Source organism: Companilactobacillus kedongensis, from assembly GCF_003946625.1.
Taxonomy (GTDB): Bacteria; Bacillota; Bacilli; order Lactobacillales; family Lactobacillaceae; genus Companilactobacillus; species Companilactobacillus kedongensis.
In genome coordinates this window covers 250,144-276,490 of the sequence record NZ_RHOR01000001.1, presented here as the reverse complement: position 1 = coordinate 276,490, position 26,347 = coordinate 250,144, and the positions used below count along the sequence as shown (strand labels likewise).

The 26,347-nt window shown below is 35.8% G+C and carries 27 protein-coding genes and 1 other annotated feature; of the genes, 14 read left to right on the top strand and 13 right to left on the bottom strand.

The genetic code is table 11. The features are described 5' to 3' along the window. Nucleotide 1: 1 nt before the first annotated feature. From narI to EKM60_RS01315, 4 genes are read right to left on the bottom strand one after another with little or no spacing between them, the layout of a single operon-like run. The gene (gene narI, locus EKM60_RS01330; protein WP_125711729.1) at nt 2-706 is read right to left on the bottom strand and encodes a respiratory nitrate reductase subunit gamma; all 705 of its coding nucleotides are present in this window, start codon (nt 704-706) and stop codon (nt 2-4) included. After that, entirely contained in the window at nt 699-1,289 is a 591-nt protein-coding gene (narJ, locus tag EKM60_RS01325; protein ID WP_125711728.1) for a nitrate reductase molybdenum cofactor assembly chaperone, read from the bottom strand. Before narJ ends, narI begins: the two co-directional genes overlap by 8 nt. Next, nucleotides 1,282-2,841: a nitrate reductase subunit beta gene (gene narH, locus EKM60_RS01320; RefSeq protein ID WP_125711727.1), complete on the bottom strand. Its 1,560-nt coding sequence runs from the start codon at nt 2,839-2,841 to the stop codon at nt 1,282-1,284. The genes narJ and narH overlap by 8 nt, the downstream gene beginning before the upstream one ends. Then, nucleotides 2,831-6,499, bottom strand: coding sequence for a nitrate reductase subunit alpha (locus EKM60_RS01315; protein WP_125711726.1), 3,669 nt, complete (start codon nt 6,497-6,499; stop codon nt 2,831-2,833). Before EKM60_RS01315 ends, narH begins: the two co-directional genes overlap by 11 nt. 113 nt (nt 6,500-6,612) lie before the next feature. Here EKM60_RS01315 and EKM60_RS01310 point away from each other — a divergent pair, with 113 nt between their 5' ends. The 6 genes from EKM60_RS01310 to EKM60_RS01285 are packed head-to-tail and all read left to right on the top strand — an operon-like array spanning nt 6,613 to nt 10,273. Continuing rightward, nucleotides 6,613-7,326, top strand: a complete 714-nt coding sequence (locus EKM60_RS01310) for a HesA/MoeB/ThiF family protein (protein ID WP_125711725.1) — start codon at nt 6,613-6,615, stop codon at nt 7,324-7,326. Beyond that, complete coding sequence (locus EKM60_RS01305; RefSeq protein ID WP_125711724.1) at nt 7,327-7,794, top strand: MogA/MoaB family molybdenum cofactor biosynthesis protein; 468 nt, start codon at nt 7,327-7,329, stop codon at nt 7,792-7,794. Beyond that, a complete protein-coding gene (locus EKM60_RS01300; protein ID WP_125711723.1) occupies nt 7,794-9,023 on the top strand; it encodes a molybdopterin molybdotransferase MoeA in 1,230 nt (409 codons plus the stop codon). Before EKM60_RS01305 ends, EKM60_RS01300 begins: the two co-directional genes overlap by 1 nt. Next, nucleotides 9,002-9,484 (top strand): molybdopterin-guanine dinucleotide biosynthesis protein MobB, encoded by a 483-nt coding sequence (locus tag EKM60_RS01295; protein WP_125711722.1) that lies wholly within the window; start codon nt 9,002-9,004, stop codon nt 9,482-9,484. Before EKM60_RS01300 ends, EKM60_RS01295 begins: the two co-directional genes overlap by 22 nt. Beyond that, nucleotides 9,474-10,019 carry an NTP transferase domain-containing protein gene (locus tag EKM60_RS01290; RefSeq protein ID WP_125711721.1) on the top strand — a complete coding sequence of 182 codons (546 nt, stop codon included), beginning with the start codon at nt 9,474-9,476 and terminating at the stop codon, nt 10,017-10,019. The genes EKM60_RS01295 and EKM60_RS01290 overlap by 11 nt, the downstream gene beginning before the upstream one ends. Then, nucleotides 10,016-10,273 (top strand): hypothetical protein, encoded by a 258-nt coding sequence (locus tag EKM60_RS01285; protein ID WP_125711720.1) that lies wholly within the window; start codon nt 10,016-10,018, stop codon nt 10,271-10,273. Before EKM60_RS01290 ends, EKM60_RS01285 begins: the two co-directional genes overlap by 4 nt. A gap of 376 nt (nt 10,274-10,649) precedes the next feature. Here EKM60_RS01285 and proS read toward each other — a convergent pair whose 3' ends face one another. Both proS and EKM60_RS01275 read right to left on the bottom strand, forming a co-directional pair. Next, nucleotides 10,650-12,089 (bottom strand): proline--tRNA ligase, encoded by a 1,440-nt coding sequence (gene proS, locus EKM60_RS01280; RefSeq protein WP_125711719.1) that lies wholly within the window; start codon nt 12,087-12,089, stop codon nt 10,650-10,652. A gap of 46 nt (nt 12,090-12,135) precedes the next feature. Continuing rightward, nucleotides 12,136-12,341, bottom strand: a binding site (T-box leader). 50 nt (nt 12,342-12,391) lie between these two features. Then, a complete protein-coding gene (locus tag EKM60_RS01275) occupies nt 12,392-13,261 on the bottom strand; it encodes a SufD family Fe-S cluster assembly protein (protein WP_164508283.1) in 870 nt (289 codons plus the stop codon). Between the two features lie 198 nt (nt 13,262-13,459). On the opposite strand from EKM60_RS01275, the gene moaC reads away from it, so the two are divergent. The 5 genes from moaC (at nt 13,460) to EKM60_RS01250 (ending at nt 16,671) form a co-directional block, all read left to right on the top strand. Next, the gene (gene moaC, locus EKM60_RS01270) at nt 13,460-13,939 is read left to right on the top strand and encodes a cyclic pyranopterin monophosphate synthase MoaC (RefSeq protein ID WP_125711717.1); all 480 of its coding nucleotides are present in this window, start codon (nt 13,460-13,462) and stop codon (nt 13,937-13,939) included. Then, nucleotides 13,939-14,415 (top strand): hypothetical protein, encoded by a 477-nt coding sequence (locus EKM60_RS01265; RefSeq protein ID WP_125711716.1) that lies wholly within the window; start codon nt 13,939-13,941, stop codon nt 14,413-14,415. Before moaC ends, EKM60_RS01265 begins: the two co-directional genes overlap by 1 nt. 109 nt (nt 14,416-14,524) lie before the next feature. Beyond that, nucleotides 14,525-14,956 carry a GAF domain-containing protein gene (locus tag EKM60_RS01260; RefSeq protein WP_125711715.1) on the top strand — a complete coding sequence of 144 codons (432 nt, stop codon included), beginning with the start codon at nt 14,525-14,527 and terminating at the stop codon, nt 14,954-14,956. 27 nt (nt 14,957-14,983) lie between these two features. Beyond that, complete coding sequence (locus EKM60_RS01255) at nt 14,984-16,006, top strand: sensor histidine kinase (RefSeq protein ID WP_125711714.1); 1,023 nt, start codon at nt 14,984-14,986, stop codon at nt 16,004-16,006. Between the two features lie 11 nt (nt 16,007-16,017). Further along, on the top strand, nt 16,018-16,671 hold the full coding sequence (locus EKM60_RS01250) for a response regulator (protein WP_125711713.1): 654 nt from the start codon (nt 16,018-16,020) through the stop codon (nt 16,669-16,671). Between the two features lie 50 nt (nt 16,672-16,721). Here EKM60_RS01250 and EKM60_RS01245 read toward each other — a convergent pair whose 3' ends face one another. From EKM60_RS01245 to EKM60_RS01230, 4 genes are all read right to left on the bottom strand, one after another. After that, a complete protein-coding gene (locus tag EKM60_RS01245) occupies nt 16,722-17,609 on the bottom strand; it encodes a helix-turn-helix domain-containing protein (protein WP_125711867.1) in 888 nt (295 codons plus the stop codon). A gap of 163 nt (nt 17,610-17,772) precedes the next feature. Beyond that, nucleotides 17,773-18,771 (bottom strand): GTP 3',8-cyclase MoaA, encoded by a 999-nt coding sequence (gene moaA, locus EKM60_RS01240; RefSeq protein WP_125711712.1) that lies wholly within the window; start codon nt 18,769-18,771, stop codon nt 17,773-17,775. 100 nt (nt 18,772-18,871) lie between these two features. Further along, the gene (locus EKM60_RS01235; RefSeq protein WP_125711711.1) at nt 18,872-19,753 is read right to left on the bottom strand and encodes a DMT family transporter; all 882 of its coding nucleotides are present in this window, start codon (nt 19,751-19,753) and stop codon (nt 18,872-18,874) included. Then, on the bottom strand, nt 19,753-19,956 hold the full coding sequence (locus tag EKM60_RS01230; RefSeq protein ID WP_125711710.1) for a heavy-metal-associated domain-containing protein: 204 nt from the start codon (nt 19,954-19,956) through the stop codon (nt 19,753-19,755). The genes EKM60_RS01235 and EKM60_RS01230 overlap by 1 nt, the downstream gene beginning before the upstream one ends. A gap of 138 nt (nt 19,957-20,094) precedes the next feature. Here EKM60_RS01230 and EKM60_RS01225 point away from each other — a divergent pair, with 138 nt between their 5' ends. The 3 genes from EKM60_RS01225 to EKM60_RS01215 are packed head-to-tail and all read left to right on the top strand — an operon-like array spanning nt 20,095 to nt 22,314. After that, nucleotides 20,095-20,376: a hypothetical protein gene (locus EKM60_RS01225; protein WP_125711709.1), complete on the top strand. Its 282-nt coding sequence runs from the start codon at nt 20,095-20,097 to the stop codon at nt 20,374-20,376. Further along, on the top strand, nt 20,377-21,372 hold the full coding sequence (locus tag EKM60_RS01220; RefSeq protein WP_125711708.1) for a hypothetical protein: 996 nt from the start codon (nt 20,377-20,379) through the stop codon (nt 21,370-21,372). It begins immediately after the preceding gene. A gap of 15 nt (nt 21,373-21,387) precedes the next feature. Next, nucleotides 21,388-22,314: a polyprenyl synthetase family protein gene (locus EKM60_RS01215; protein WP_125711707.1), complete on the top strand. Its 927-nt coding sequence runs from the start codon at nt 21,388-21,390 to the stop codon at nt 22,312-22,314. A gap of 119 nt (nt 22,315-22,433) precedes the next feature. On the opposite strand, the gene EKM60_RS01210 is transcribed toward EKM60_RS01215, so the two are convergent. The 3 genes from EKM60_RS01210 to lepA form a co-directional block, all read right to left on the bottom strand. Continuing rightward, on the bottom strand, nt 22,434-23,000 hold the full coding sequence (locus EKM60_RS01210; RefSeq protein ID WP_125711706.1) for a sugar O-acetyltransferase: 567 nt from the start codon (nt 22,998-23,000) through the stop codon (nt 22,434-22,436). Between the two features lie 43 nt (nt 23,001-23,043). Continuing rightward, nucleotides 23,044-24,384 (bottom strand): dihydrolipoyl dehydrogenase family protein, encoded by a 1,341-nt coding sequence (locus EKM60_RS01205; protein WP_125711705.1) that lies wholly within the window; start codon nt 24,382-24,384, stop codon nt 23,044-23,046. A gap of 78 nt (nt 24,385-24,462) precedes the next feature. After that, complete coding sequence (gene lepA / locus EKM60_RS01200; RefSeq protein WP_125711704.1) at nt 24,463-26,304, bottom strand: translation elongation factor 4; 1,842 nt, start codon at nt 26,302-26,304, stop codon at nt 24,463-24,465. Between the last annotated feature and the right edge of the window lie 43 nt (nt 26,305-26,347).

Sequence of the window (26,347 nt, the reverse complement as noted above, 5' to 3'; positions counted from 1 at the left end):
ACTATTTTGATCTCCCTCTTAAGCCCTTTTTTCTGTAAACAATTGGGCGTCTAAAGATATACTGCCATGGCAATGTCAGGGCATGAACTAATCTCGTATATGGGAAAAAGGCAAAAATTAATAATCCACATATAACATGTATTCTAAAGACAATTGGAACTTGTAACATTAAATGATAATTTGGGCGGAAATAAAATAACTGACGTGCCCAAACTGAAAGATTTAAACGATAGTTAAATTCTGGATGAAAGACTGTTCCTTCAATCAAAGAAGCACTCAATCCCAAAACAATAACGATCAAGAATGAAACATTTACGACTAAGTCACTGAATGAACTAGTCATAAAGACACGTTTATTTGTAAAACGGCGATATGACAATATTATCATTCCGGCTAAGGCCATGAATCCAGCCATACCACCCATAAACAAAGCACCCATGTGGTAGACCTCATTCGGTATCCCCAAAAAGTCTGTGAATGATTTCGGAATGAAAATTCCGACAACATGTCCAAAAAATACGAAGATAATACCGATGTGGAATAAAATACTCCCGATCATTAATTGTTTCTTTTCCAATAATTCACTGGATTTGGCAGTTATATTTCCACCATAGAATGCCAGACGAATAATTGTACCAAAGAAGAATGATCCTAAAGCAACATAAGGGAATATGACCCACAAGATATAACCCCAAACATTATCCATTACTCTTTTCCCCCTCTTGAATAGAATCTTCTTCAAGACAAGATTTGAACTCAGCTCTAACGATCTTAATAACTTCAAAGTACATATCCTCAGACTGCACTTTAGAATTCTCCAACAAATTAAAGGTTCCATCCTCGATCACGGAGAACAATAACTTTAAATCTTGTTGGCGATCGTCGTTTTTCCAATCACTGAAAGCTAAGAACTCTAACATCAGTGGCAAATAATCAGACATTTCTGTCCCATTGATCCGCACTCCAAACATTTCATAGAGCATCTTTAGCTTGGCCAAAAGTTGGCCTCTTTGTCTTGAATCCGTCATCTTATAATAACTCATATATAAAGTATAACGGTTGTTCAACTCAAAAAGTGAAACATAATGTGTTTTTAAATCTTCTAGAGAATATCTTTGGATTTCATAAATTATATTTAGCAATTTATCTTTTGAAGGTGTTTCCGCGTATTCAGCTTTAAAGTCATTTACAAAGTCATCAGTCAGAAGAGACTCATTAGGATAATCCAACAATCTAGAAAGATAAACAAACCCTTGCTTTAAGGAATTTAACTTTTCAATATTAATCACGCCAAATTCCTCCGTAGAAGCTTTCTGCGTAGATATCTTTAGTGGATTCTCCAGCTTTGGCTTTACGAAGCATACTGCCATGAACTGGGGCTAGTGCACAACCATTACATTGTTCGAAACCAAGTCCACCTTGATCTTCAGCAACAGGAGCAACTTTTTCTTTCTTACTTTGTGGAATTACAAATCTGTCTTCATATTTAGCAATGGCTAGCAAACGATAAAGTGATGTTGCTGAATCTTCTGTTAAACCAACACGATCAAGTTTTTCAGCATCAAAGTCTTTACCACTTGTTCTGGCTCTCATATATAATCTCATCATCGCTAACTTATAAAGTGCATTCTTGATAACTTCAGTGTTCCCACCTGACAAGAGATTTGCCAAATATTCAACTGGGATACGCATCTCATTAATTGCAGGGAAAATCATTTCTGGGTATTTAATTGAATTCTTACCTTCAAAATAATTCATGATCGGTGACAATGGTGGCACATACCAAACCATTGGCATTGTGCGATATTCTGGATGCAATGGGAAAGCAATTTTTTGTTCAACTGCCATCTTGTAAATAGGAGATTTTTGAGCACATCTAATTGTTTCCATATCAACGCCATCAGCTAAAGCTTGTTCAACGACTTCAGGATCATTAGGATCAAGGAACAATCCCAATTGTGCTTCATAAAGTTTTGTATCATCGGGTTCTTCACATGCTTCTGCAACTCTGTCAGCATCATAAAGAATTACACCGATATATCTGATCCTACCAACACAAGTTTCTGAACAAACGGTTGGTAAACCTTCTTCGATTCTTGGATAACAGAAAGTACATTTTTCTGCTTTATTAGTATTCCAGTTGAAGTAAACCTTCTTATAAGGACAACCAGTCATACAAAATCTCCAGCCACGACAACGTTCTTGATCGACCAAAACAATTCCGTCTTCATCACGTTTATACATAGCACCACTCGGACAAGAAGCAACACAAGCAGCGTTCAGACAATGTTCACATAATCTTGGAAGATACATCATGAAAGTTCTTTCAAAGTTACCTTTGATGTCAGATTCAATGTTTTGCATATTAGGATCTTCACCAAAACTACGGTCTGAACCGGCTAAGTCATCGTCCCAGTTAGGACCATTTGTTAGATCCATGTATTCACCAGTAATTTGTGATTTAGCACGTGCTACTGGTTGATGTTTTGATTCCTTGCCAAAAAGTGTTTGGTAGTCGTAAGTCCATGGTTCGTAATAATCATCAAGATTAGGCATATCAGGATTATAGAAAATTTTAGCTAGGGCAACTTTATTAAGTTTGTTACCTGCACGTAATTCCAACTTACCCTTACGATTTAATTTCCAGCCACCTTTATAGTGACTTTCATCTTCCCATTTTTTAGGATAACCAACACCAGGTCTTGTTTCGACGTTGTTAAACCACATGTACTCAGCACCTGGTCGGTTAGTCCATGTTTGTTTACATGTTACTGAACAAGTATGACAGCCGATACACTTATCCAAATTCAATACCATGGAAATTTGTGCTTTAACTTTCATGCCACTTGACCTCCTTTAATTTTCTAACATTTACATATAAGTCTCTTTGATTACCAATTGGTCCGTAATAGTTAAAGCCATAACTTAATTGTGCGTATCCACCAACCATTTGAGTTGGCTTAACGTGAATCTGCGTTGGAGCATTATGACTACCACCACGATTACCAGTAATTGTTGATAATGGTTCTTCTATTTCCATATCTTGAGCATGATACATATACATAGTTCCATCAGGCATACGTTGCGAAACTACAGCTCTGGCAGTAACGACACCGTTCTTGTTATATAACTCTACCCAATCGTTATCTTTGATATCGATTTTTTTAGCATCATCCAAACTCAACCAAACTGTTGGACCACCTCTAAATAGAGTCAGCATATAAAGATTATCTTGGTAAGTTGTATGAATATTCCACTTACCATGCGGTGTTAAGTAACGCAATGTTAATTCTTTATCAGCTGGTTCTACCTGAGTATCAGCAGGTCCTAAGACATGTGGTGGCAAGGTTGGTTTATATGTGGCCAATTCTTCACCATATTCTTGGAAGATCTCGTGATCAAGATAGAATTGTTGACGCCCTGTCAATGTTCTAAATGGAACATTTCTTTCGATATTAACGGAGAATGGTGAATATCTGTCACCATCATGCTTAGCACTTGAAAAGATCGGTGTTGGAATAGCTTCTTTTGGTTGAGCAGTGATATTAGCAAATGTCATCTGTTTCTCAGTTAAACCTGCTGAGATATCGGCCAATTTCTTACCAGTTACCTCTTCAGCATCTTCCCAAGCCTTCTTGGCAACATGTCCATTAGAAGCACTTGATAAATGAAGAATTGATTCAGCGACATTTTTATCTTCATCCAATTTTGGATATCCTTTATCAACACCTTCAGAATATGTTCCGATGATATCTTTTAATTCATTGTATTCAGTAGAAACATCATAACTATAACCATTACCGCCTACTTTACCGCCGGCATTAGGTCCTAAAGCAATATATTTGTCATAAACGGCTGTATAGTCACGTTTAACTAATGAAAGACTTGGCATAGTCTTACCAGGTATTGGTTCGATCTCGCCACGTTTCCAATCTTTGATCTTACCGTAAGGCTGTGAAATTTCACCCATTGAATCATGACCAAGTGGTTGGGTCTTCAAATCATATTGTGGTTCACTGTAATATTTCTTAGCCATTTCAGAGAAACTCTTTGAAATATGCTTGAAGGCTTGCCAATCACTCTGTGATTCCCAAAGTGGATCAACAGCTTTATTAAATGGATGGATAAATGGATGCATATCAGTACTTGATAAGTCTTCTTTTTCATACCAAGTTGCGGCTGGTAAAACAATATCTGAATATAGCGGTGTTGTTACCATTCTGAAATCAAAGGCGACTGCTAAGTCCAATTTACCGGTAACACTCTTTTCATCCCATTCCATATCAACTGGCTTGAAGTTTTCACTCTGCTTAGCCAATAGACCATTTTCTGATCCTAGAATATGTTTCATGAAATATTCTTGACCTTTACCAGATGATGAGAATAAGTTAGAACGCCAAACGAATAGAGCCTTTGGTTGATTAATATCCTTATCTGGTGCTTCAGCAGCAAAATGTAAACTACCATCTTTTAGCTCTTGAACAACCTTCTTAGAGATTTCTTTAATATCAGTTGTCTTGTAATCTTTAACAAAATTCAAGTTATTACGATCAAATTGTGGATATGATGGCATCCATCCCAATCTGATAGCCATTTGATTATAATCAGCTGGATGTTTGTAACCATCCTTAATAGTTTTAACCGGTGACTTCATACCTTCATTATCAAGCTCATCGTACTTCCATTGATCACTTGCAAAGTAGAAGAATGATGTTCCCTGTTGTTGACGAGCACAACCAGGTTGCCAGTCATTAGCAAAAGCAATATTAGCCCAACCTTCTGCGGGACGTAACTTTTCTTGTCCAACATAGTGAGCCCAGCCGCCCCCTTGAACACCAATACAACCAGTCAACATCAACATATTAATGATGGCACGATATGTCATATCACTATTGAACCAGTGATTAATGCCGGCACCAACGATAATCATCGACTTACCTTTAGTATCAGCGGCATTCTGAGCAAATTCACGTGCTATTTGAACGACTAGATCAGCACGGACACCAGTAACTTTCTCTTGCCAAGCTGGTGTAAACAAACTGTCTGCATCGTCGTAACCTTTAGCAGCAAAAACATCAATTTTCTTACGTTTGATACCGTATTGAGCCATGATCAGATCAAATACAGTCGTAATGAGTTTCTTTGAACCATCTTTTAAAGTTATCTCACGGCAAGGAATCGTTCTGCTATAAATTGAATTACCTTCGTTATCAAAGTTTGGTAGATCAATAACTTTGTATTCTTCGCCTAAGAATGAAAGTTTAGGACTGATCTCGCGACCAAATTCAGAAGTTAAGTCAAGGTTCCACTTCTCACTCTTATCCCATCTTTGTCCGATAGTACCGTTTGGAACGACTAACTTATCTGTTGGCTCATCAACAAGCATTGGTTTCCATTCAGGATTTGCTTCATTAGTTTCTTTAAGATCAGATATTCTCAGGAAACGACCTGAAACAACATGTTCTTCATTGTTCTCACTTTGATCCAACATAATGACAAATGGTAGATCAGTAAACTTCTTAACATAGTCCGTAAAGTATGGAACTTGTTGGTTGTTATAATATTCATTCAAAATAACATGTGTGAATCCTTGTGCCAAAGCAGCATCAGATCCAGGATTTGGAGCTAACCAATTGTCAGCAAATTTAACATTTTCAGCATAATCAGGACTGATAGAGACAACTTTCGTCCCCTTATATCTAGCCTCAACCATAAAGTGAGCATCAGGCGTTCTAGTTAATGGAACATTTGAACCCCACATCATCAAATATTGGCTGTTATACCAATCACTAGATTCAGGAACATCAGTCTGTTCACCCCAAACTTGAGGTGATGCTGGTGGTAGATCGGCATACCAATCGTAGAAACTTAACATTTCCCCACCAATTAGCGACATAAATCTAGCACCAGATGCATAGCTCAACATTGACATGGCGGGAATTGGAGAGAATCCCGCAATACGATCTGGACCATATTTTTTAATTGTATATAAAAGCATGGCAGAAATAAGCTCTGTGGCATCATCCCATTTAACACGGATCAAACCACCATGTCCACGAACACTCTTATATGATTTAGTTTTTTCAGGATCAGTGACGATTGATTCCCAAGCATCAATGGGATTATCAAATTGATCCTTGGCATCTTGCCACATTTTCCATAGACGTTCACGAATATATGGATACTTTATTCTCAAAGGACTGTATTCATACCAAGAGAAACTAGCACCACGAGGACAGCCACGTGGTTCAAATTCTGGCATATTTGGTCCACAAGATGGATAATCCGTTGACTGATGTTCCCACGTAACAATCCCTTGTTTAACGTAGACATTCCAACTGCACGATCCTGTACAGTTAACACCATGAGTCGTTCGAACCACCTTATCATGTGCCCAGCGTTCTTTGTATAATTTTTCCCAACGACGTGAATCCTCTTCAAGTTGAGTGAAATTACCATTGAACTTTTCTACTTTTTTAAAAAATCTCGATTTTAGCATATGTAAATTCCCACCTAGTTCTACATACTTTGTTCTAACTATAAATCTAGCACTTATCCTAATTGATTTTGATTAGGATTTTCCCTAACATTTTGTACAGGCAGGTGATCAATATGACAAATAGATACGACCGACAACTAAAAATAAAGCAAATTGGTACAGTCGGACAAGAAAAGTTTGAAAGCTCACATGTATTGGTAATTGGAGTCGGTGGGCTTGGAAGTTTTGTTTCATCAGAATTGGTAAAGGCTGGTATCGGTGAAATAACACTCTTAGATTTTGATGATGTGGAGCTCACTAACCTTCATCGCCAAAACCTTTATGTCGAAAGTGATGTTGGAACTAACAAATTAACAGCCATCAATAATCATCTTCAACAAGCAAATAGTAATGTTAAAATTAATACTGTGAATAAAAAATATTCCGCTGATATATTATCAACGAAATATGATCTGGTAATTGATTGTACTGACAATTTCCCAGTTAAATATCAAATCAACGAAGATTGCCAAAAAATGGGAATCAAACATATCTTTGGCACATGTGCTGCCAATCAAGGTCAAGTAATGTTTATTGATCAAGATTCAGCCTGCTTAGAATGTCTCTATCCCAAGGAAGATATTGCTAGGCTTGGTCTAAGCAAGAATATTGGAACAAACCCAATGATCGTTGCGATAACTGGTAGCTTACAAGCTTCAATGGCCTTTAAATACTTAACTGATCCGCAAAAGATTTCAGCTGGAACCCTTATAGTAGTAGATAATTGGAATTTTGATTTTCGAAAGATTCATGTCAAAAAGAGAAAAAATTGTTCTGGAGGTAAATAGATGAGTGATTTTGGAATTATTACAGTCAGTGATACTCGTACTGAGGAGACTGATAAATCAGGGCTTTATATTCAAAAAGCCATGACAGAGGCTGGCAATACTTTTATAAAAAAATATATTGTTAAAGACAATGCCGAGCAAATAACGGCAGCTTATAACAAGCTACTAGTAACTTCCTGCAAATTGATTTTGGTAAATGGCGGCACCGGGATTGCCCGTCGTGACGTTACAATTGACACTTTGGAGCCTAAATTTATCAAAGTCATTCCAGGATTTGGTGAGTATTTCCGTCAAATAAGTGTTGCTGATATTGGATTAAAGGCCCTAGTTTCAGGGGCTGCTGCTGGGATCACTGACAGCGACCAAATTTGCTATTTACTACCGGGATCAACTAATGCCTGTAAAACAGCTTTAGAAAGAATTATTTTGCCAGACTTAAATCATTTAATTAAGGAGATCACTAAATAATGTATAAACCAGTAGATCAACGAAACGCTATCACGATCGATGAAGCTCGAAAAGTTATCATCGATAATATCAATAGTGTTGAACTTAAAACAGAAAAAATTCCTGCCCAAAAAGCAAATCATCGAATAATTGCTGAAGATGTCACCGCACCTCACGACTTCCCTACTTTTAGACGTTCGGGTTATGACGGTTTTGCCATGTTGCAATCTGATCTCAAAAACTTGCCAGCTAATTTAAAAGTTGTTGGTGATATCCCAGCTGGAGCTGATTTTGACCGTCCACTTGTTTCTGGAGAAGCCGTTAGAATTATGACCGGCGGTTATGTTCCTGATGGTGCAGACATCGTAGTCATGCTAGAAACAACTAAAATGATCGATAATAATACTGTTCAGATAACTGAAATTCAGAAAAAGGACAATATCACTCAAATCGGCGATTACTTTAAAAAAGGTGATATTTTACTAGCTAAAGATACTGAAATAAACCCAGGTGGTATCAGCTTACTTAGTGCCTTCGATGTTCAAGAAATATCTGTTTACAAGAAACCAACGATTGGTATTATCACTACCGGTTCTGAACTTTTGAATCCTGGCGAAAAAATCGTTAACGGAAAAATTTTTAACAGCAACGGACCGATGATCAGAGAACTATGTCGTGAAAATGGTGCTGAAATCGTCAGCTATACGCAGATCAAAGATGATCCTGAAGCCTTGAAGAAAGCTATTAATGATATCTTAGATAAATGTGACGTTATTATTACCGACGGAGGTGTTTCCGTGGGTGATTTTGATATTATTGCTGATTTAGCCAAATCATCCGAAAAACTACTCTTCAATAAACTAGAAATGCGCCCTGGTAGTGTAACTACGGCATTCATTTATGATAAAACGCTTTTCTTTGGACTTTCTGGAAATCCTGGAGCCTGTTTTACTGGTTTCTACCTATATGTAGAGTACGCCTTGCGTTTGATGCAACATCAAGCAAGTCGTTGTCTAGAATGTAGCGGTATCCTTAATGCCGAATATACAAAAACTAATATGTACGATCGTATCCTGCGTGGACAATATACATTTAAAGATGGTCATATCGAAATCGGTCGTGTCGGCGGGGATGCCTCTGGTAACCTCAATAACTTGCAACGTGCTACTTGTATGTTTGAAATTCCTCGTGGCAAAAATATTACACCTGAAGGCAGTGTCTTAAGAACATGGCTCTTACCTTTCAAATAGTTGGTCACAAAAAGAGTGGTAAGACAACGCTGATCAAAGACTTTCTAACGATGACCGATTACAAATTCAGCGTAGTCAAACATACTCACCTACCAATCGATATTCCAAATACGACCGACACTGGAAAATTCTTTGAACATTCTGATGACGTACTGCTCTTAAACAATGAACAAACGATTCATTATGAAAGAAATCCGCCTACAACTGAATTAGATAAAATAAAACTCATACAACAGAGTACTTCGGCCAGTTTTATCATTATTGAAGGTATTAAAGAATTAGATTTTCCTAAGTTAGTCTTATTGAAACCAGACGAAGCAAAAACTGAATTTGCAAATATAACTAATATAAAAGAATTCATTTCAATTCAGGGAAATAAGCAATCCATTGATATTGAGGACAAAGACACTCGCAAACAATTTATAAATAACTTTTTAAAGGATATTAAAAATGATCGATAGTTTGATATTGGCAGGCGGTAAATCTACCCGTTTCAAAAGTGATAAAGCCTTAGCTCATTTTAATGATGTAGTAATTCCAAATGTAAAATATACCGCTTCTTTAACCGATTCTTATGTCGACAAATGTTTTGTTTCTACCAATGTGAACAATTATCATACTATTCAAAATCTATTCAGTAATAACGTAGAGGTGATAAAAGATATTGAACCAATGGTCGACTGTGGTCCAATGTCTGCCCTCTGGTCATACTTCCAGCAAACAAACAAACAAGAAGCGGAATTATTAGTTATTGCTACAGACTACATTATTGATTCAGACGCAATAAGTTTTCTTAAGCAAGACATCGGTTATATCGAAATTAAGCGACTTCCCTACTACACTTGCTGTCATTTAAAGATTAATATTGAATTATTGAAGCAACATATTGACCAAAAAAATTATCGTTGGCGTAGTTTGTTAAAAGAGACAAATTGCCAACCGAGAAATTTTTCGGGCCACTTAAAAAACATTAATTATCCGGAGGATCTACAATGAAGTCAAAAGAAGATATGAGCAACGGGGATTTTCAAAAATTATTAGCCATTAGCTTAAATGACTTGAGTATTCAACGCACATTACTAGAAAATGAAATTCAACATCAACGTGAAGATCTAAGAACACTTGAACAAGATCAAGCTATCGAAAAACTAGAACGTAATATCATGCTGATCAAAAAGGACTATGAACATTTCCAAGAATTCTCTGCTCCAACCTTCGATAAGTCAGAAGCAACATATGACGTAGACTAAAATTATTAAGATAAGTCATATTTTCCTTGTCCAAAATGTAATTTAATAAACATCAAATAAGAGCTGTATCACACTTAATATTAAATGTGATACAACTCTTATTTTCATATAGATAACTATTTAGTCGAAAGGACCGAGAATATTTACCAGCTATGAGAATGGCGTTAGAGCTTTAGCTCTTACACCATCGGGCGAGTTTGGAGACTTGTAGAACTTCACAAGGCTTCAAATCAAGGAACGAGACTTCGGCTCGATCCGTCCCGCATAGCAGGTAAATATTCTCAGTTCTGGAGACGGAATGACTAAAATAACCCACACAATCTAAAATCAATTGTATGGGTTACTTAATTTCATATTCAGAAATGAATACTATCTATTAATATGCACGGGCGATCCAAACGGTATATTTAGCAGGTTTGCCACTTACAATATCAACTTTCTTTTCCATTGGTGGGTTGAAAGGAATATTTCTAGTTGTGAAACCAGTTGCTTCCTTGATCTTAGCCTCTGTTTCAGCTGTTCCATCCCATCCGATCAAGACAAATCCAGGAGTTTCATTAGCTTCTTTCTTTGTCTCAATATGTTTCTTCAAATCATCGAGTGTATCAATATCGTAATATTCGTTAGCTTTATTACGTGCACGAGCTGATTCAAGTAGACGCTTTTGCATTGTCTTCAATTCGTCAGAAATCTTATCACCGATACCATCTAGTGAAACGGATTCTTTATCATCCAAATCACGCATCTTGATAACTGCAGAATTATTCTTCAAATCACGTGGTCCAAATTCAACGTGCATTGGAACACCTTTTTGTTCCCAATTATTGAACTTGTAACCAGGTGAAGTATCAGTATCATCAATTTGTACTCTGATATCTTTAGCTTTAAGATTTTCTTCCAAAGCTGTAAGTTTTTGCATGATATCAGGATTCTTTTGCCATGGACCAACAGGAATCAAAACAACTTGTGTTGGGGCAATTGCTGGAGGTAATACTAAACCAGCTTCGTCACCGTGTTCCATGATCATAGCACCGATCAAACGTGTTGAAATTCCCCATGATGTCGTAAAGACATGTTTCATTTGATTATCTTTATCAAGGTATTTGATATCAAATGATTCAGCAAAGTTATTACCAAGATAATGTGAAGTACCAGCTTGAACGGCCTTACCATCACGCATCATTGATTCAGCTGAATATGTATCAACCGCACCAGCAAAACGTTCTGAAGGTGTCTTTTGACCCTTATATACAGGAATATCCAAGAAGTTTTCGATCAAGTCAGTATAAGCATCTAAAACGCTCAAAGTTCTCTTTCTTGCATCTTCTTCTGTAGCATGTGCTGTATGTCCTTCTTGCCATAGGAATTCAGAAGTTCTCATAAATGGTAGAGTCTTCTTTTCCCAGCGGAACACGTTAGCCCATTGGTTAATTTCGTATGGAAGATCACGATATGATTGGATCCAATCGCTAAAAGCATTACCGATCATAGTTTCTGATGTTGGACGTAAAGCGTAAGGTTCTTCAAGTTTTTCATTACCAACTTCTGTAACCCAAGGCAACTCTGGTGCAAAACCTTCGATATGTTCCTCTTCTTTTTCAAAGAAGTGCTTAGGAATAAGCATTGGGAAGTAAGCATTTCTGATTTTTTGTGTCTTCAAGTAAGCATTAAATCTATTTTGAATTCTTTCCCAAAGTTCATACCCGTCCGGCTTGAAGATAATACATCCTCTAACTGGTGAATAAGACATTAAATCAGCATTTTGAATCGTTTGAATATACCATTTGGAAAAATCTGTTTTTTGTAAATCTGACATTTTACATCCTCCTAAATTTATAGAAAATAAAAAAGCTGCTCCATCCTAAAAGGACGAAACAGCTTCCGTGGTACCACCTTAATTAATCTTCATTATAAAGATTCACTCAAATCATTAACGCCGATATGCGTATCGTCATTACAACGATAAAGTCAATTGGTAGGTTCGTAAACGACTTCGATACCTGATTCCAGCAAGACAGGCTCTCTTTGATCGGTTCTATTTACTAATGATCCAAATGTTAATTCCTGACACAACGATATTATTTATATTTAATTTTGTCAAGTGAAAAAATTATTTATCTAAACAAATGTCTCAGTATAATTGACATTTTTTCCATGTTTATTGACACCCAAATCCAGTTTCGTATCAACATTTTCAGAACTTATATCAACATTAGCAGTGGAATTTGAGCCAAATAAGTTATTGAAAACTTTACCAGTGGTCTTCCCTTCATTTTGAAGTGAAATTGACCAATTAATTTTAGCATCACGATTCAAAAATCCTTGTCGTTCAAAGTGGACTTGCGTATTATTAGAAAATTTATCCAAAGATTCATAATTAACCACACTGTTGGCTCTAGCAACTATTTCGACAAAAGGTTGAGCAAGATTATTCACCTCACCGACGGTCTTTGAACTCTGTTTAAAAGTTACCTGACTACCCTCTTCGGCCACAATCAAGACATGACTAACAAACGGAACATTCACCGTACTATCTTGAATCATTTGAAGATCTATTGGTAAGTCGATCTGAATGTTTTTGGGAATATAAAGAAAGACTCCAGAGTTTATCATTGCCAAATGATATTTAGTAAAATCTGATTCGTTAGCATCAATAACTTTGTCCATAAAATATCTCTGGATCAAGCGAGGGTGTTCACGAAAGGCACTAAAAATATCGGTTAGAACTACACCCTGATCATCTAGTGCATCTGGCAACTCATTTTTAATAATTCGTTGACCAAGTTGAACAATCTTAATTCCTGGACTATCCGTCACTTCAGACAAATCTTTATTCGAACGTTTGAAATTAGGAGCATCAAGTAAAAACTCATTCGGTAGATTCATTTCGATTGTTTGCGCTGCATCTAATCTACGATCCACAAACCAATGCGGTTCTCCATGATCATTAGCCGCTGATGCAATATCTTCTAGAATTTCTTTTTCCATAACGTCCTCCATTTAAATTAATTATTCGTCATATACTATTAAATCGCTTTTGTTCCAAACTTGTACAGTTAAATTAAACGTTAAAACAATAAATATTCTTATAAAGATAGGCCATTTCCCTAATATCAGATAAATAGGCCATTTGCTATACTTTAATCAATGAAATAAATTCAAATTTTACAAAAGGAGGTCGTCAAAATGGATAAGCTAACACATTTCAACGACCAAAATAGAGCAAAAATGGTTGATGTCACTGATAAAGATGTAACCTCAAGAATTGCTCAAGCCACTGGTAAAATAACAATGCATCCAGAAACCCTTGATAGGATCCATGAAGGAAAAATTAAAAAGGGTGACGTTTTAGCGGTTGCACAAATAGCTGGAATTATGGCAGCCAAGCAAACCAGTCAAATGATACCAATGTGTCATTTGATACCACTGACGGGTGTTGATATAAAGTTTGAAGATGACAATGATAAAACCATCACGATCACTACCATTGTCAAAACAAAACATGTCACAGGTGTAGAAATAGAGGCTTTATTAGCAGCTCAAACTGCATTATTAACTATTTATGATATGTGCAAAGCAATTGATCGAGGCATGATAATTACAGATGTACACTTAGTAGAAAAAGATGGTGGTAAAAGCGGCCACTTCGTATACCAGGATCAATAATGATCGGCATAGTACTCAATACCAATAACGCCTCGATCACTGATCTTCAAACTACTGCCAATAAACTTCTATTAATTTCAAATCAAGTGATCATCACCTCAGATGATCAAAATATCCAAAACCATTTTAGTCTGCATCCAAGTATCAAAATCATTTCACAACAAAGACCATTTAAACATAATGATTGTTTAAGTGAAATTTATGCAGCTAGCTTATACTGCTCTGGACAGTCTGATTTTGTGACCCTTTCAACCAAATTTAAGCAATTGAAACCGGCTATTCTATCCACTTTAGCAAACAATTCCAATTGTTACGCTGCAACAATAAAACAAAGTTATTATTCTATCAGTCATTTTAATATTGATAATTATGACCTTTCTCAATACCTTAGTCTGGACAACTTCAGTCTGAGACAATTTATTACACAAGAAATACAATGTTTACCACTTACATTTAGCACTGGGGATATGTTTTAATATACAGATATTTGAATTAAATATTCCATTAGTGAATAAATAATATCAATTATTGGCTTTATCAGCTTTTAAACAAAATAAATAATGTTATTATTAGGAGGAACAAGACGTGAATCCAGAACAATTGGATAATCCAAGTGACTATCAATTAATCGTCAATCAAATTTACCAAAATGAAAAATTTGATTTTGTTGGGATCGCTTTACAATCTGCACAATCACCCCACCCGATCAAATGGAGTTTCGTTGCTGGTAATACTAACGAAAAATTTCGAAAAATCGTCTTGAGAAGTGGTATTGGGATTGCCGGACTTGTTGTTAGAACTGGTAAACCATTTTGGGATAATGATTTAAATCATTACGAATATTCCGATGAAATGTATACACCCATTGCTAAATCTGAGCTACTGCAATCAGCTGTTGCAGTACCGATAATTTCTCCATTAACCAAACTAGTACGTGGGGTATTACTAGCCGGATATCGTTCAAATAATAATCAACTCTCAGAGCAAACTGCCCTGACCCTTTCTCAATACCTGTAATTCAGTTATTTGAGGAGGGGTATTTTTTTGCTTGAAACAACACAATGGATCAATGAATATTTTAATGATTCTTCTGATGCAATTATGATTTTCAAAGATGAAGAATTGATTTTGAGTAACCAAATAGCTAAAGATCTACAGCATGAACTTAATTTAAATCCACAATACTTAGTTGAGGTCGCCGATTCATCTGTTAAACAAAAGTTTTCTCCAACCGACAACTGCTTTAGCTGTATTATTCAAAATAAAATGAAAGAAATTTCTATTCCAATAACTTTAGCTAAAAAAATGCCACATCCCTTAAATTACTTCATGATTTATAACATCATTGATCAAGACGAAAAGGTCTTTTCTCTAACGCTTAAAAATCGCGGCACGATCGATCGAATGGATCAATTAGCACAACAAAAGAAACTGACCCAATATGTAAATCGCGCTTACGAAAAAGAACGTAAACGTATTTCTGAAGATTTGCATGACAGTATTGCTCAAGGCGTTTATTCCGCAATCATGGGCGTCAGAAGATTAGAAAACAATCAATTTTCTGCTGAAGAACTAAACGAACTGACTACAGTTATTGAGTCACAACTAAATGATACCTTAACTGAAGTTAAAGAGATGGCACTCGATATAAGACCATCCGTCTTAGATAATTTTGGTTTATTTGCAGCCCTAAAAGTCCTCGCTAAAAGACTCCAAGAAAATTCCGGCGTAACGATCAATGTAGCGGGAAATGCTAATACAGAAAAATTATCAAACGATATTCAGAGTGTGCTTTATCGTATTGCCCAAGAGTCGATCAACAACGCACTAAAACATGCAAATGCCGATGAAATAACAGCTTTATTAGTAGCTCATGACCACTATATAACTCTGGAGATCATTGACGATGGTGATGGATTCGACGTACCGAAGCATCAGCGTTTCAATGGAAGATCCATGGGCCTAATGAATATGAATGAAAGAGTCAAAATGTTCAATGGTGCTTTTAAGATCAATTCAAAATCCGGTGAAGGAACTACTATTACCGTCAAGTTTCCAATTGCCTAGAGGGGGAAAATATGTATAACGTTTTAATTGCTGACGATCATGCAATCGTCAGATCTGGTTTATCATTTTTAGTTAATCAGCAAACTAATTTTAAAGTTGTTGATGAAGAGGCAAACGGGACCGACACTTATTTAAGAGTTGAGCAAGGTGGGATCGATATATTGATCATGGATCTTAGCATGCCACCTGGTGAAAGTGGCCTGATCACTACCAAAAGAATACATGAACATTATCCTGATGTTAGAATATTAATACTTTCCATGCACGAAGAACAAGAATATATCAATAAAGCCATTCACAACGGTGCCATGTCATATGTACTCAAAAGTTCTTCTGATGACGAATTGCTTAAAGCATTAAAGTCATTATCAAACGGTGAGAATTATATCGATCAAAATATAATGATCACAAAATCAGATATTCAGCAAATTAATTCTGACGGTGTCGATGTTGATCTGGAAGGATATAACGGCCTATCAAAACGTGAAAAAGAAATTTTCCCACTGATTGCTTTAGGCTACTCAAATAAAGAAATAGCTAGTCAAATGTTTATTTCCACTAAAACAGTTGAAGCGCATAAAGCTAGTATTATTCGTAAATTAGAACTAGATTCAAGAACAGAATTGGTTCGTTACGCTGTCCACCATCATTTAATTGAATTCTAAAAAAAGCAGTTTGGAGTTGTGACATATGTTTTGTCACACTCTCAAACTGCTTATTTTGTCTTTTCATATTGTTTTTTTAAAGCTGCTAATCTAACTTCAACCACTTGATTATTATTGATTCGACCAAATGCCAAAGTTTCACTCATTAGTTGCTCGATTAAATCCCTCGGCTTACTTTGATTAATCGCATTCTGAGTTTCCAATAATTTTAATCTTGGTAAATAATAAGTTACATGATATTCGGAACAAAGTTGAATTCCTAATTTAACTAGACTATCACTGGACCTGAAATCTTCTTTTTGAGCATGATATTCGGCTGTAAAGAAGATCAGAGTTAATATTCTCAAATAATAGTTATCTTTATCATCTTCATCAGGATTGGCATTTTGCCGATATTCATCAATAAATTGACAAATCTTGTCAAAATAGAAATCCGCCTTACTAAATTGCTTTTTACGTGAGTACATAATCCCGGAACCTACATACGCTAATTGCGTGAAGATAGTTTTATGTTCATCGTCAAGTTCATCAAGAATTTGTGAAAAATCAAATAGTACATCTACCGGTTGTTGATTAGTCAAGGCATTCAATAGTCCGCGTAAATAGTAAAATTGTGTTTTCAATGGTGCAAACTCAATTTTTTCTGGATCGATCTCCCCTAATAACTCAATAACTTCTTGGTAATCTTCCATCATTAATTTCTTCTCAGCATTGTCCAACAATTCATGCAATCTGGAAGTATTGGAAGTAGAGCTTTGATATAAATCATCGACTATCAAACCCAAACGTACGCACAACTTATTCAAGATCGATAATGAAGGAACTCGTCCATTATTCTCAAATTTACTGAGCGTTGCTTGAGTACATATTCCGTCACAAAGTTTTACCTGTGATAATTTTAGTTGCTTACGACGTTTTACGAATACATCAATATTTATTTCTTTCAATGTTATTTCCCCGAAATCTGCCTAGTTGTGTAGACGATTTGTCGATCTGAAAAAACTTACTATTATATTTATAATATTATAAATCAAACCAATTTTACAGGGTAAAACCTAGTTTATAGGTATTTTCTCAATGATTTGTACTATCAAGATACCTTTAACCACCAATTTGACTCATATGTCTCCACGTTGGAGCTTTATCAATTATTTTATCTGCCTCATCCATTGCCATTTCATGATTTAAAGGCTTGTTATTCAAGGATTTTTGAATCAAGCGGCGAAACTCCTTTTTGTCAGGGATCGCTTCACGAATACTTATTTCCTCATTCCAGTATAGACAAGCTTTAACATAGCCATCAGCAGTAATCCTCATTCGATTACAATTCTCGCAGAATTTGGCACTGATCGGATGAATCAGACCAAAACTACCTTCAAATCCAGAAATTTGATAGTTATCTGAAGGGCCATTTCCATTTAATTCTATTGGTTCATATTTAAATTTGTTTTCCGCACATATTTTGAAAACATTTTCCAGACCAACATATTCTTTACGCCACATTTTCAAAGGATTACCGATCGGCATAAATTCAATAAATCTGACATTAACATTATGATTTTTAGTATAGTTCAAGAAATCCAAAACCTCATCGTCATTTTGTCCCTTGATCAAAACTACATTTAATTTTATTTTTTTAAAATTTAATTTGCTGGCGACTTCTATTCCTTCTAAAACTTGGTCAATATCTCCACCACGAGTGATCTCATTAAATCGATCCGCTTTAAAGGTATCTAAGCTAATATTCAGACGATCTAGTCCAGCCTCTTTTAACGCCTTGGCCTTCTTTGCCAAAAATAATCCATTGGTAGTTATCGAAACATCTTCAATCCCATCCACTGCTTTGATCCGACGGACTATATCAACAACATCTGTTCTTAGTAATGGTTCACCACCAGTTATTCTAACTTTTGAAACACCCATCTCTGAAAAATTTTCAATTAATTGCACTATCTCATCTTGAGATAAAACTTTATCAGTGGGGAAAAATGGTAATCCCTCTTTTGGCATACAGTAAACACAACGCAAATTACAACGGTCAGTAATTGAAAGACGAACATAATCATGCAAACGGTCATAGCTATCATATAATTTTTCCATAATAATCCCCCACTATCTTTATATTCATTATTCCAAAGCAGACTGCTGAATTGAATTAGTTAATTCCCTAAAAAAAAAGCATATCGAAAATTCGATATGCTTAGGCTTTATCAGCTTTAGTAAATGTCACGATTGCGGTTGAAGTAATTAATAATAAAGCTCCTATGATAATATTCGTTGTAATCTGGATCGGGAAAAAGAAATATGAATAAATAATAACTATGATCGGTCCCAACGCACGAACAATGTTAGCTTTCCCAGCTGTTATATATTTTAAACTAGTATAGAACAACAATAATGATAAGAATCCATTAAAGAATGCTCCAAAGAAGTTGAAAGTAACCGCTCTAGCTTGAATACCGGCAAACGTTCCAGGAACGAATAGAGCATAAACAAGTAACATAGCAGCAGATACCAAATGATTATAGAATAAAACATTTCCCGGATTGTTATCCTTAACCAAATACTTAGCAATAATATTGTTAACGGCATACATCAATGGGTAAATAAAAGCACATAAGATTCCCCAGATACTATCAATCTGAACCCGACCTTGAGAAACAAAGATCGAACCGCCGATACATAAAATAATGGCTAAATAATCTAATTTGGTCAATTTCTCTTTCAAGAAAATATACGATAACACAAATACATAAACCAAATAAATTCGTGCAATCAAGGTTACTGTTACAGGACTCAATAATGACAAAGCCACATACTGCAAGATAACCCCAACTGCATTGGATAATCCCAAAAAGATCACCCATTTATTTTTAATGATCGAAAAATCATGATACATTACATAAACTAAAATCAAATTCAGAATTGCGGCGAAAACACTCGTTAGCAAAGCTCCCAATATTGGGTTCAGGCTAACCAGTGAAAACTTATTCAGTACTGGACTAATACTACTAAACAATAGTGAAATTAAATTAAGCTCAACTCCTAGAAGTTGAGCCTTTTTAGTTGATCCGGATCTCATTAAGCAATTTCCTCAACGGTAAATGGTTTACTGCTCAAAGCAGCTTGAATTTTCTCTAAATCCATATTACCTGTTAAAGTTAGAGTCATTTTGTCCATATCTTTCTCTTGTTTCTCAACTCCAGGTACATCCTTGATCAATTCGGCAATGTGTACCGGACACTTCTCACAATGTAATCCACTAATTAAAATTTTCTTTGACATAATATTCCCTCCATATATCAATTTTATTACTTTTTTATCATAACAGATGGATAATTTATTTTAACTTAGGAATTTTACTAATTTTTTATTTTTCTAGTTTTCGGTAAACTATAATTAAATAGGAATGGAGAATCAATTATGACAATTAATGTGACTATGGAAGAATCTATCTATCAATTATTAAAAGATGTTGATCGCAATTATTTTACTTCTAATCGACAACTGAATAAAACATCGATGTTATATAAAACTGTTAAAGAAGTTCAAAATAGTGGTTGGTTTGAAAATCTCAAGATCGAAGCTATCGAGAATTACTCTTTAGCAACCGTTACTTTAAAGGCTGCTAGCTTAACTAATGAAGGTCAAAAGAAATTACAGGAACTAAAAGTTAAATATGATACTAACGAGGAAGATAAGTAAATGGATATTAATGATTTAAAAAAACAAATAAATGATCGTTTTGAAAATTCACCGATCCAATCTTCAGCCTTTTACGCTGATCCTGAAGATCAATTAGATAACCAAAAGAAATTACGTGTAACTTTGAAGTCATTCATTGAAACACAAAAAATCACCACACCCTTTGCCCTACAAATTATGGCAACACATTCAGATATTACGATCATGCCTTTAGGACTACTTGATCTTAACGAATTAAAAGAATGGGAAGATAAACAGCGTAAAGAAAGCGGTGTAACTTACGGCACTACCGATAAAAAGGAAGGTACCCCTCTTGTTATCCAATTTGAATCTCATGTAAAAGATACAAAATCCGATCGACAAATTTTGAATACTTATACTGACGACCTATTCAATCATTTTCACGACACATTTAACAATGAAATCTGGCCAGTAGTCATAAAATATCTAAATGAAAATCAGACTATTCTATACAATTTGGAAAAAAGACTGGTCGAAGAAAGTAACGAAATAAAAGACAATACTCTCAAGCAATTAAAGAAAATGTCTAAAGATGAAATCAAAGAGAAGATAGGTATGGATCTGGAAGAGGCACAGTGGGATCACTACTCTAACTATATTGCTGATATGAGTCAGGTAAACTCAATCATTGTTTCTTCAAGTACTTTCACTAAAGAACAAATTTTGAAAGACAAAGTCTTTACTCAGATGATGAATATTGCACAATTAAGAAATACTTTCTTCTGGATATTGGATAATACTTTTAACGAAATTATTTTCTTCTACATTCAAGCATACGGTGCCGTTGATCCAAAACTCAAAAAACATTTACACTCTATACGTAAAAATTTGGCAACCAACATGCGCAATGCTGCTTGGAAGAGGTGTAATGACATCATTGAAGATCAAAAGAAATTTGATTCTCAAAAATTCTTTACTGATGTCTTCTTACCTATTGCTGAAAATCTCGAAGTCGAAATTGATAAATTCAAATAAAGGAAGTACTAACTAATGGAATCACCCTTCCAACAATTTCCTAGATTAAATACCAAATTGATCAATCTAGAAGATTACATGTTGAGATTGATTGAATTGAATAAAAACGACATCATCAATGAAGCCAAAGGATATTTACACTCTGGCAGATTTTTACACGCAGCTTTCTTTTATTTATTTGCCGGATTTGGTGATACAGATAAATTACGTGAAAACTCACTACAATATGCTGCTGCAGCTTCGCAAATGTTTTATATCCGGAATGAATTAATGCGCAAACACCAGGCAGGTCCTGATGCTATCAATTTAAATTTCATGGTGGAATATTTCTCTGACTTGATCGACGTTGAATTTAGAAAATGCTCCGCTGACGATGACGATCTTCAAGGAAAAATTGATGCTGTTCAAGAAATTACAACTAATCAATTATTGGCTGACGAGCAGATGATCAAACCGGTTGAAGATATTGCTGAATATATCAAACGAGTCGAGGCACGTTCAGCAGTCATGTTTGAATTTGCCTGTCGTTTTGGTACTCAAGCCGCCCATGCTTCCGACGTTCTAGTCGATTCTGCTGGCGAAATCGGTCGTACCATTGGTATTGCTTATCAAATTAAAAGCGAGATCTTTGATTTAATTGGCATAAATACCTCAGAAAATGAATTTGGACCACTCTATATGCTGCAAAATGGTGAATTTACTTTACCAGTCATATTTGCAATTGGTAAGAATGGCAATGATTTTATGAACAAAATTGCCGAGGCTGGTAAAACTGGTGACAGAGCTTTGGCTGAAACGGCTGAACAGGTTATCGACGGCGGAGTTGATGCTGCTCAAGTTATGGTAAAAGAATATAAAGACCAGGCTATCTTTGACATCAACATGTTGCCTGAAATACCTGAAAAAGAAGATTTAAAAAAACTTGTAAATATGTTGCTATAAAAAACATCTCTAGGACTGATCTAACAACAAAAATAGGAGTTGTATCTAGCTTGGATAACCAAGTTTGATATAACTCCTATTTTTTCATTTAAAAAACAGCCGAATAACTTTTCATTAAACTATTTTTTAGGCATATTTTTTCGCAAAACTTTAGCTGGACTTCCAGCAATTATGACATTATCACCAAAAGATTTGGTAACGGTGGAATTAGCACCAACAATTACGTTATTACCCAAAGTAACGCCTGGCAAAATAACCGCATTGGCTCCGATCCAAGCATTATCACCAATGGTAACTGGTTTACCCAGACCAATAAAATTAGCTCTATCCGTTGGATCATAGGGATGATATGCCGCATAAATCTGAGCATGCGGTGCCATCAGACAGTGATCCCCGATAGTGACTGGTGCAATATCTAAAATTACATTGTCATAGTTGCACAAAAAATTATCACCTACATGAATGTTATAGCCAAAATCACAACGAAAATTAGGTTGGATATATGGATCTTTCCCTACTGAACCAAATAATTGGCGAATAACCTTATCTTTTTGTTCAACTGCTGCATCATCCAACTCATTCAATATCTTACATAATCGTCTTGATCTGGTTTCATCGGCAGCTAATTCTGGATCCATAATTTGATATGGTTCACCAGCTAGAAATTTTTCTTTTTCAGTCTTCATTAATAATTTGCCCCCCATTTATAAGGATCATTATACTACGCAATTAGAGCAAATATTCTAGATCACTAGCTGGTGTGGGATAACTAAAAATTGTATTTGCAATCTTATCATGTTTCATTTTTTTATTGATAGCAATTGTTAGATAATTGATAACTTCGTCAGCTTCATTACTTAAAATAGTTGCTCCAACTATTTGATCATCGTTATCAAATACAACTTTGGCCTTAGCAACATGTTCACTCGTACGATAATATGTAAACCACTTTGTTAGATCCTGATCGACTACTCGATAGTTATCAGGATCTTTTTTGGCTTCAACAGTACTGATGCCAACTTTAGCAAGTTCTGGTCCGCCATAAACTAGTGTTGGAATAGCTGGATAGACAATTCCATGACTTTGACTACCGTTGATAACGCTCGCCACATAGCTAGCCTCAAAGCCGGCCACGGGTGTTAATTTAGGTGCTACTTTGTCCAAGACATCCCCAATTGCATAAATTTTAGGATTAGTCGTCTGTAAATGATCATTAGTTTGAATACCCTTGTTATCAAATTTTACATTGGCCCTATCCAAAGCTAACTCTTCAACATTAGGAATTCTCCCAGTAGCGCCAACGATTAAATCACTATCTAAACTAAAATCATCGGCCTTCAAAGTATATCCCTTAGTATTATTCTCAATACTCTTGGTATCAACATTAAAATGGAAATTAATGCCACGATATTGTAATTGTTTAACTAGTTCATCAACATAAGAAGCATCAAACTCTTTTAGAGGACGATCATTATGGTGGACAATATGTACTTCAGCCCCAGTTGCACTGGCAATTGTTGCTAACTCAAAGGCAATATAACCAGCACCAATAAATATGATCTTTTTAGGCATTGATTTCAAATTCATAAAGTCAGTACTTGTTAATAGATTTTCCTTACCAGTAATATTTAAGCGACTAGGCCTTTGTCCTGTAGCAATCACAAAATTATCCGCCTGATATACTTCACCATTTACTTCAACTTGATCAGTAGAAATAAATTTAGGTTCGCCATCAATAGCCGTTATGCCAGCACTGACGATTCCATTGCGGCTACCTGCAGGAATTTTACTTGTATAAGTCTCTTTAAAGGTTTCAAGTTCAGTCCAATTTACCCAAGGAATATCCGAGAATCCTTTACCTTGTAATTGTTCAATTCGATCTCGTGCTTGAACGCCACTCAGTAACATCTTTTTAGGATCACAACCTCGATTAGGACAAGTTCCGCCCCACTGGTAGTTCTCGATCACGGCAACATTTTTACTTGCGGCTTTTAAAGCATATGCTTCTGCCAATCCAGCTGGACCACCGCCAATTACAATTGCATCATACTTATTATCTGACTTCACCATCAAAATACCTCCCAAATAAAAAAACACTTATAACATTTTCATTATAAGTGTTCTGATTAAATTTAATTATATATTTGCTTATTCGTCGCCTTTACCTTTATTCAAGTTAAGAACAGTCATGAAGGCTTCCTGAGGAATTGCTACTTTCCCAACTTCCTTCATACGTTTCTTACCGGCTTTTTGCTTGTTCAACAACTTATCACGACGAGTTCTGTCACCACCATAAAGTTTAGCAGTAACATCTTTACGATAGGCTTTAACGGTTGCACGAGCAACGACTTTATTACCGATCGCAGCCTGAACAGGAATCTCAAACATTTGACGCGGAATAACTTCCTTCAAGCGAGAAACAATGTCACGCCCACGTTGATAGGCAAAGTCACGATGGACGATGAAACTAAGGGCATCAACGATCTCACCATTCAATAGAATATCCATTTTGACCAAATCGCTAGCTTCATAAGCATCAACATCATAATCCAATGAGGCATAACCTTTAGTATTAGATTTTAGGTCATCAAAGAAATCAAAGATGATTTCTAGTAATGGCAACTTGTAAATGACATTGACACGATATTTGTCCAAATAATCCATTGTAACGAACTGTCCACGCTTCCGTTGGCACAATTCCATAACTGGACCAACATAGTCTTCTGGGACCATTATTTCAGCTCTAACGTATGGTTCACGCACTTCTTGGATCTCTGAAGCATCAGGCAACTCCGCTGGATTATCAACAATGATCTCCTCACCGCTAGTCGTCGTAACATGATAATCAACAGATGGCGAGGTGATTATCAAATCGAGATCAAACTCTCTTTCCAAACGTTCTTGGACAACATCCATATGCAATAGACCTAAGAATCCTACACGGAAACCAAATCCTAATGCTTGAGATGTCTCTGGTTCGTATTCCAAGGCAGCATCATTGAGTTTCAACTTCTCTAAAGCTTCATGCAGATCCTCATACCTGGCATTATCAACTGGGTACATACCAGCATATACCATTGGTGTACTCTTACGATAACCAGTCAATGGTTCCTCAGTTGGATTGTTAGCCAAAGTAACTGTATCACCAACTTGTGTTTCAACAACTGACTTGATACTAGCTGTAATATAACCAACATCTCCAGCCATCAAATAGTCACGAGAAACAGCCTTTGGTGACATAACACCAACGTCGGTAACTTCAAAAGTCTTTTTATTACTCATCAATTCGATCGTATCACCGACTTTTACCAAGCCTTCACGAACTCGAACATTCAAAACAACACCACGATAACTGTCATAGACAGAATCAAAGATCAAGGCCTTTAGAGGCTTATCAATGTCTCCTTCTGGTGCAGGAAAATCAGACACGATTCTTTCCAACAATTCATCAATACCTAAACCAGTTTTAGCACTAGTCATAACAGCATGTTCGGCATCAATTCCGATCATTTCTTCAATTTCTTCTTGTACCTTTTCAGGCTGAGCAGAAGGAAGATCAACTTTATTAATAACTGGCAATATTTCCAAGTCATTATCAATAGCCAAATATGAATTAGCCAAAGTTTGTGCTTCGACGCCTTGAGCCGCATCAACAACCAACAAAGCACCTTCACAAGCAGCCAAAGAACGTGAGACCTCATATGAAAAGTCCACGTGTCCTGGTGTATCGATCAAATGGAAAATATAATCTTTACCATCCTTGGCCTCATACTCCAACTCAACCGCATTTAACTTAATTGTAATTCCACGTTCGCGCTCAAGGTCCATATCATCTAGAATTTGAGCCTTCATTTCACGTTTTGAAACTGTTTTTGTCTTTTCTAGAATACGATCGGCAATTGTTGATTTACCATGATCGATATGCGCTACGATAGAAAAATTACGAATTCTTTTTTGTCGTTCTTTTAATTTATCAAGATCTAGATCCATAAATTATTCCCTTCTATCACTTATCTCATTCTTTCTATTTTAC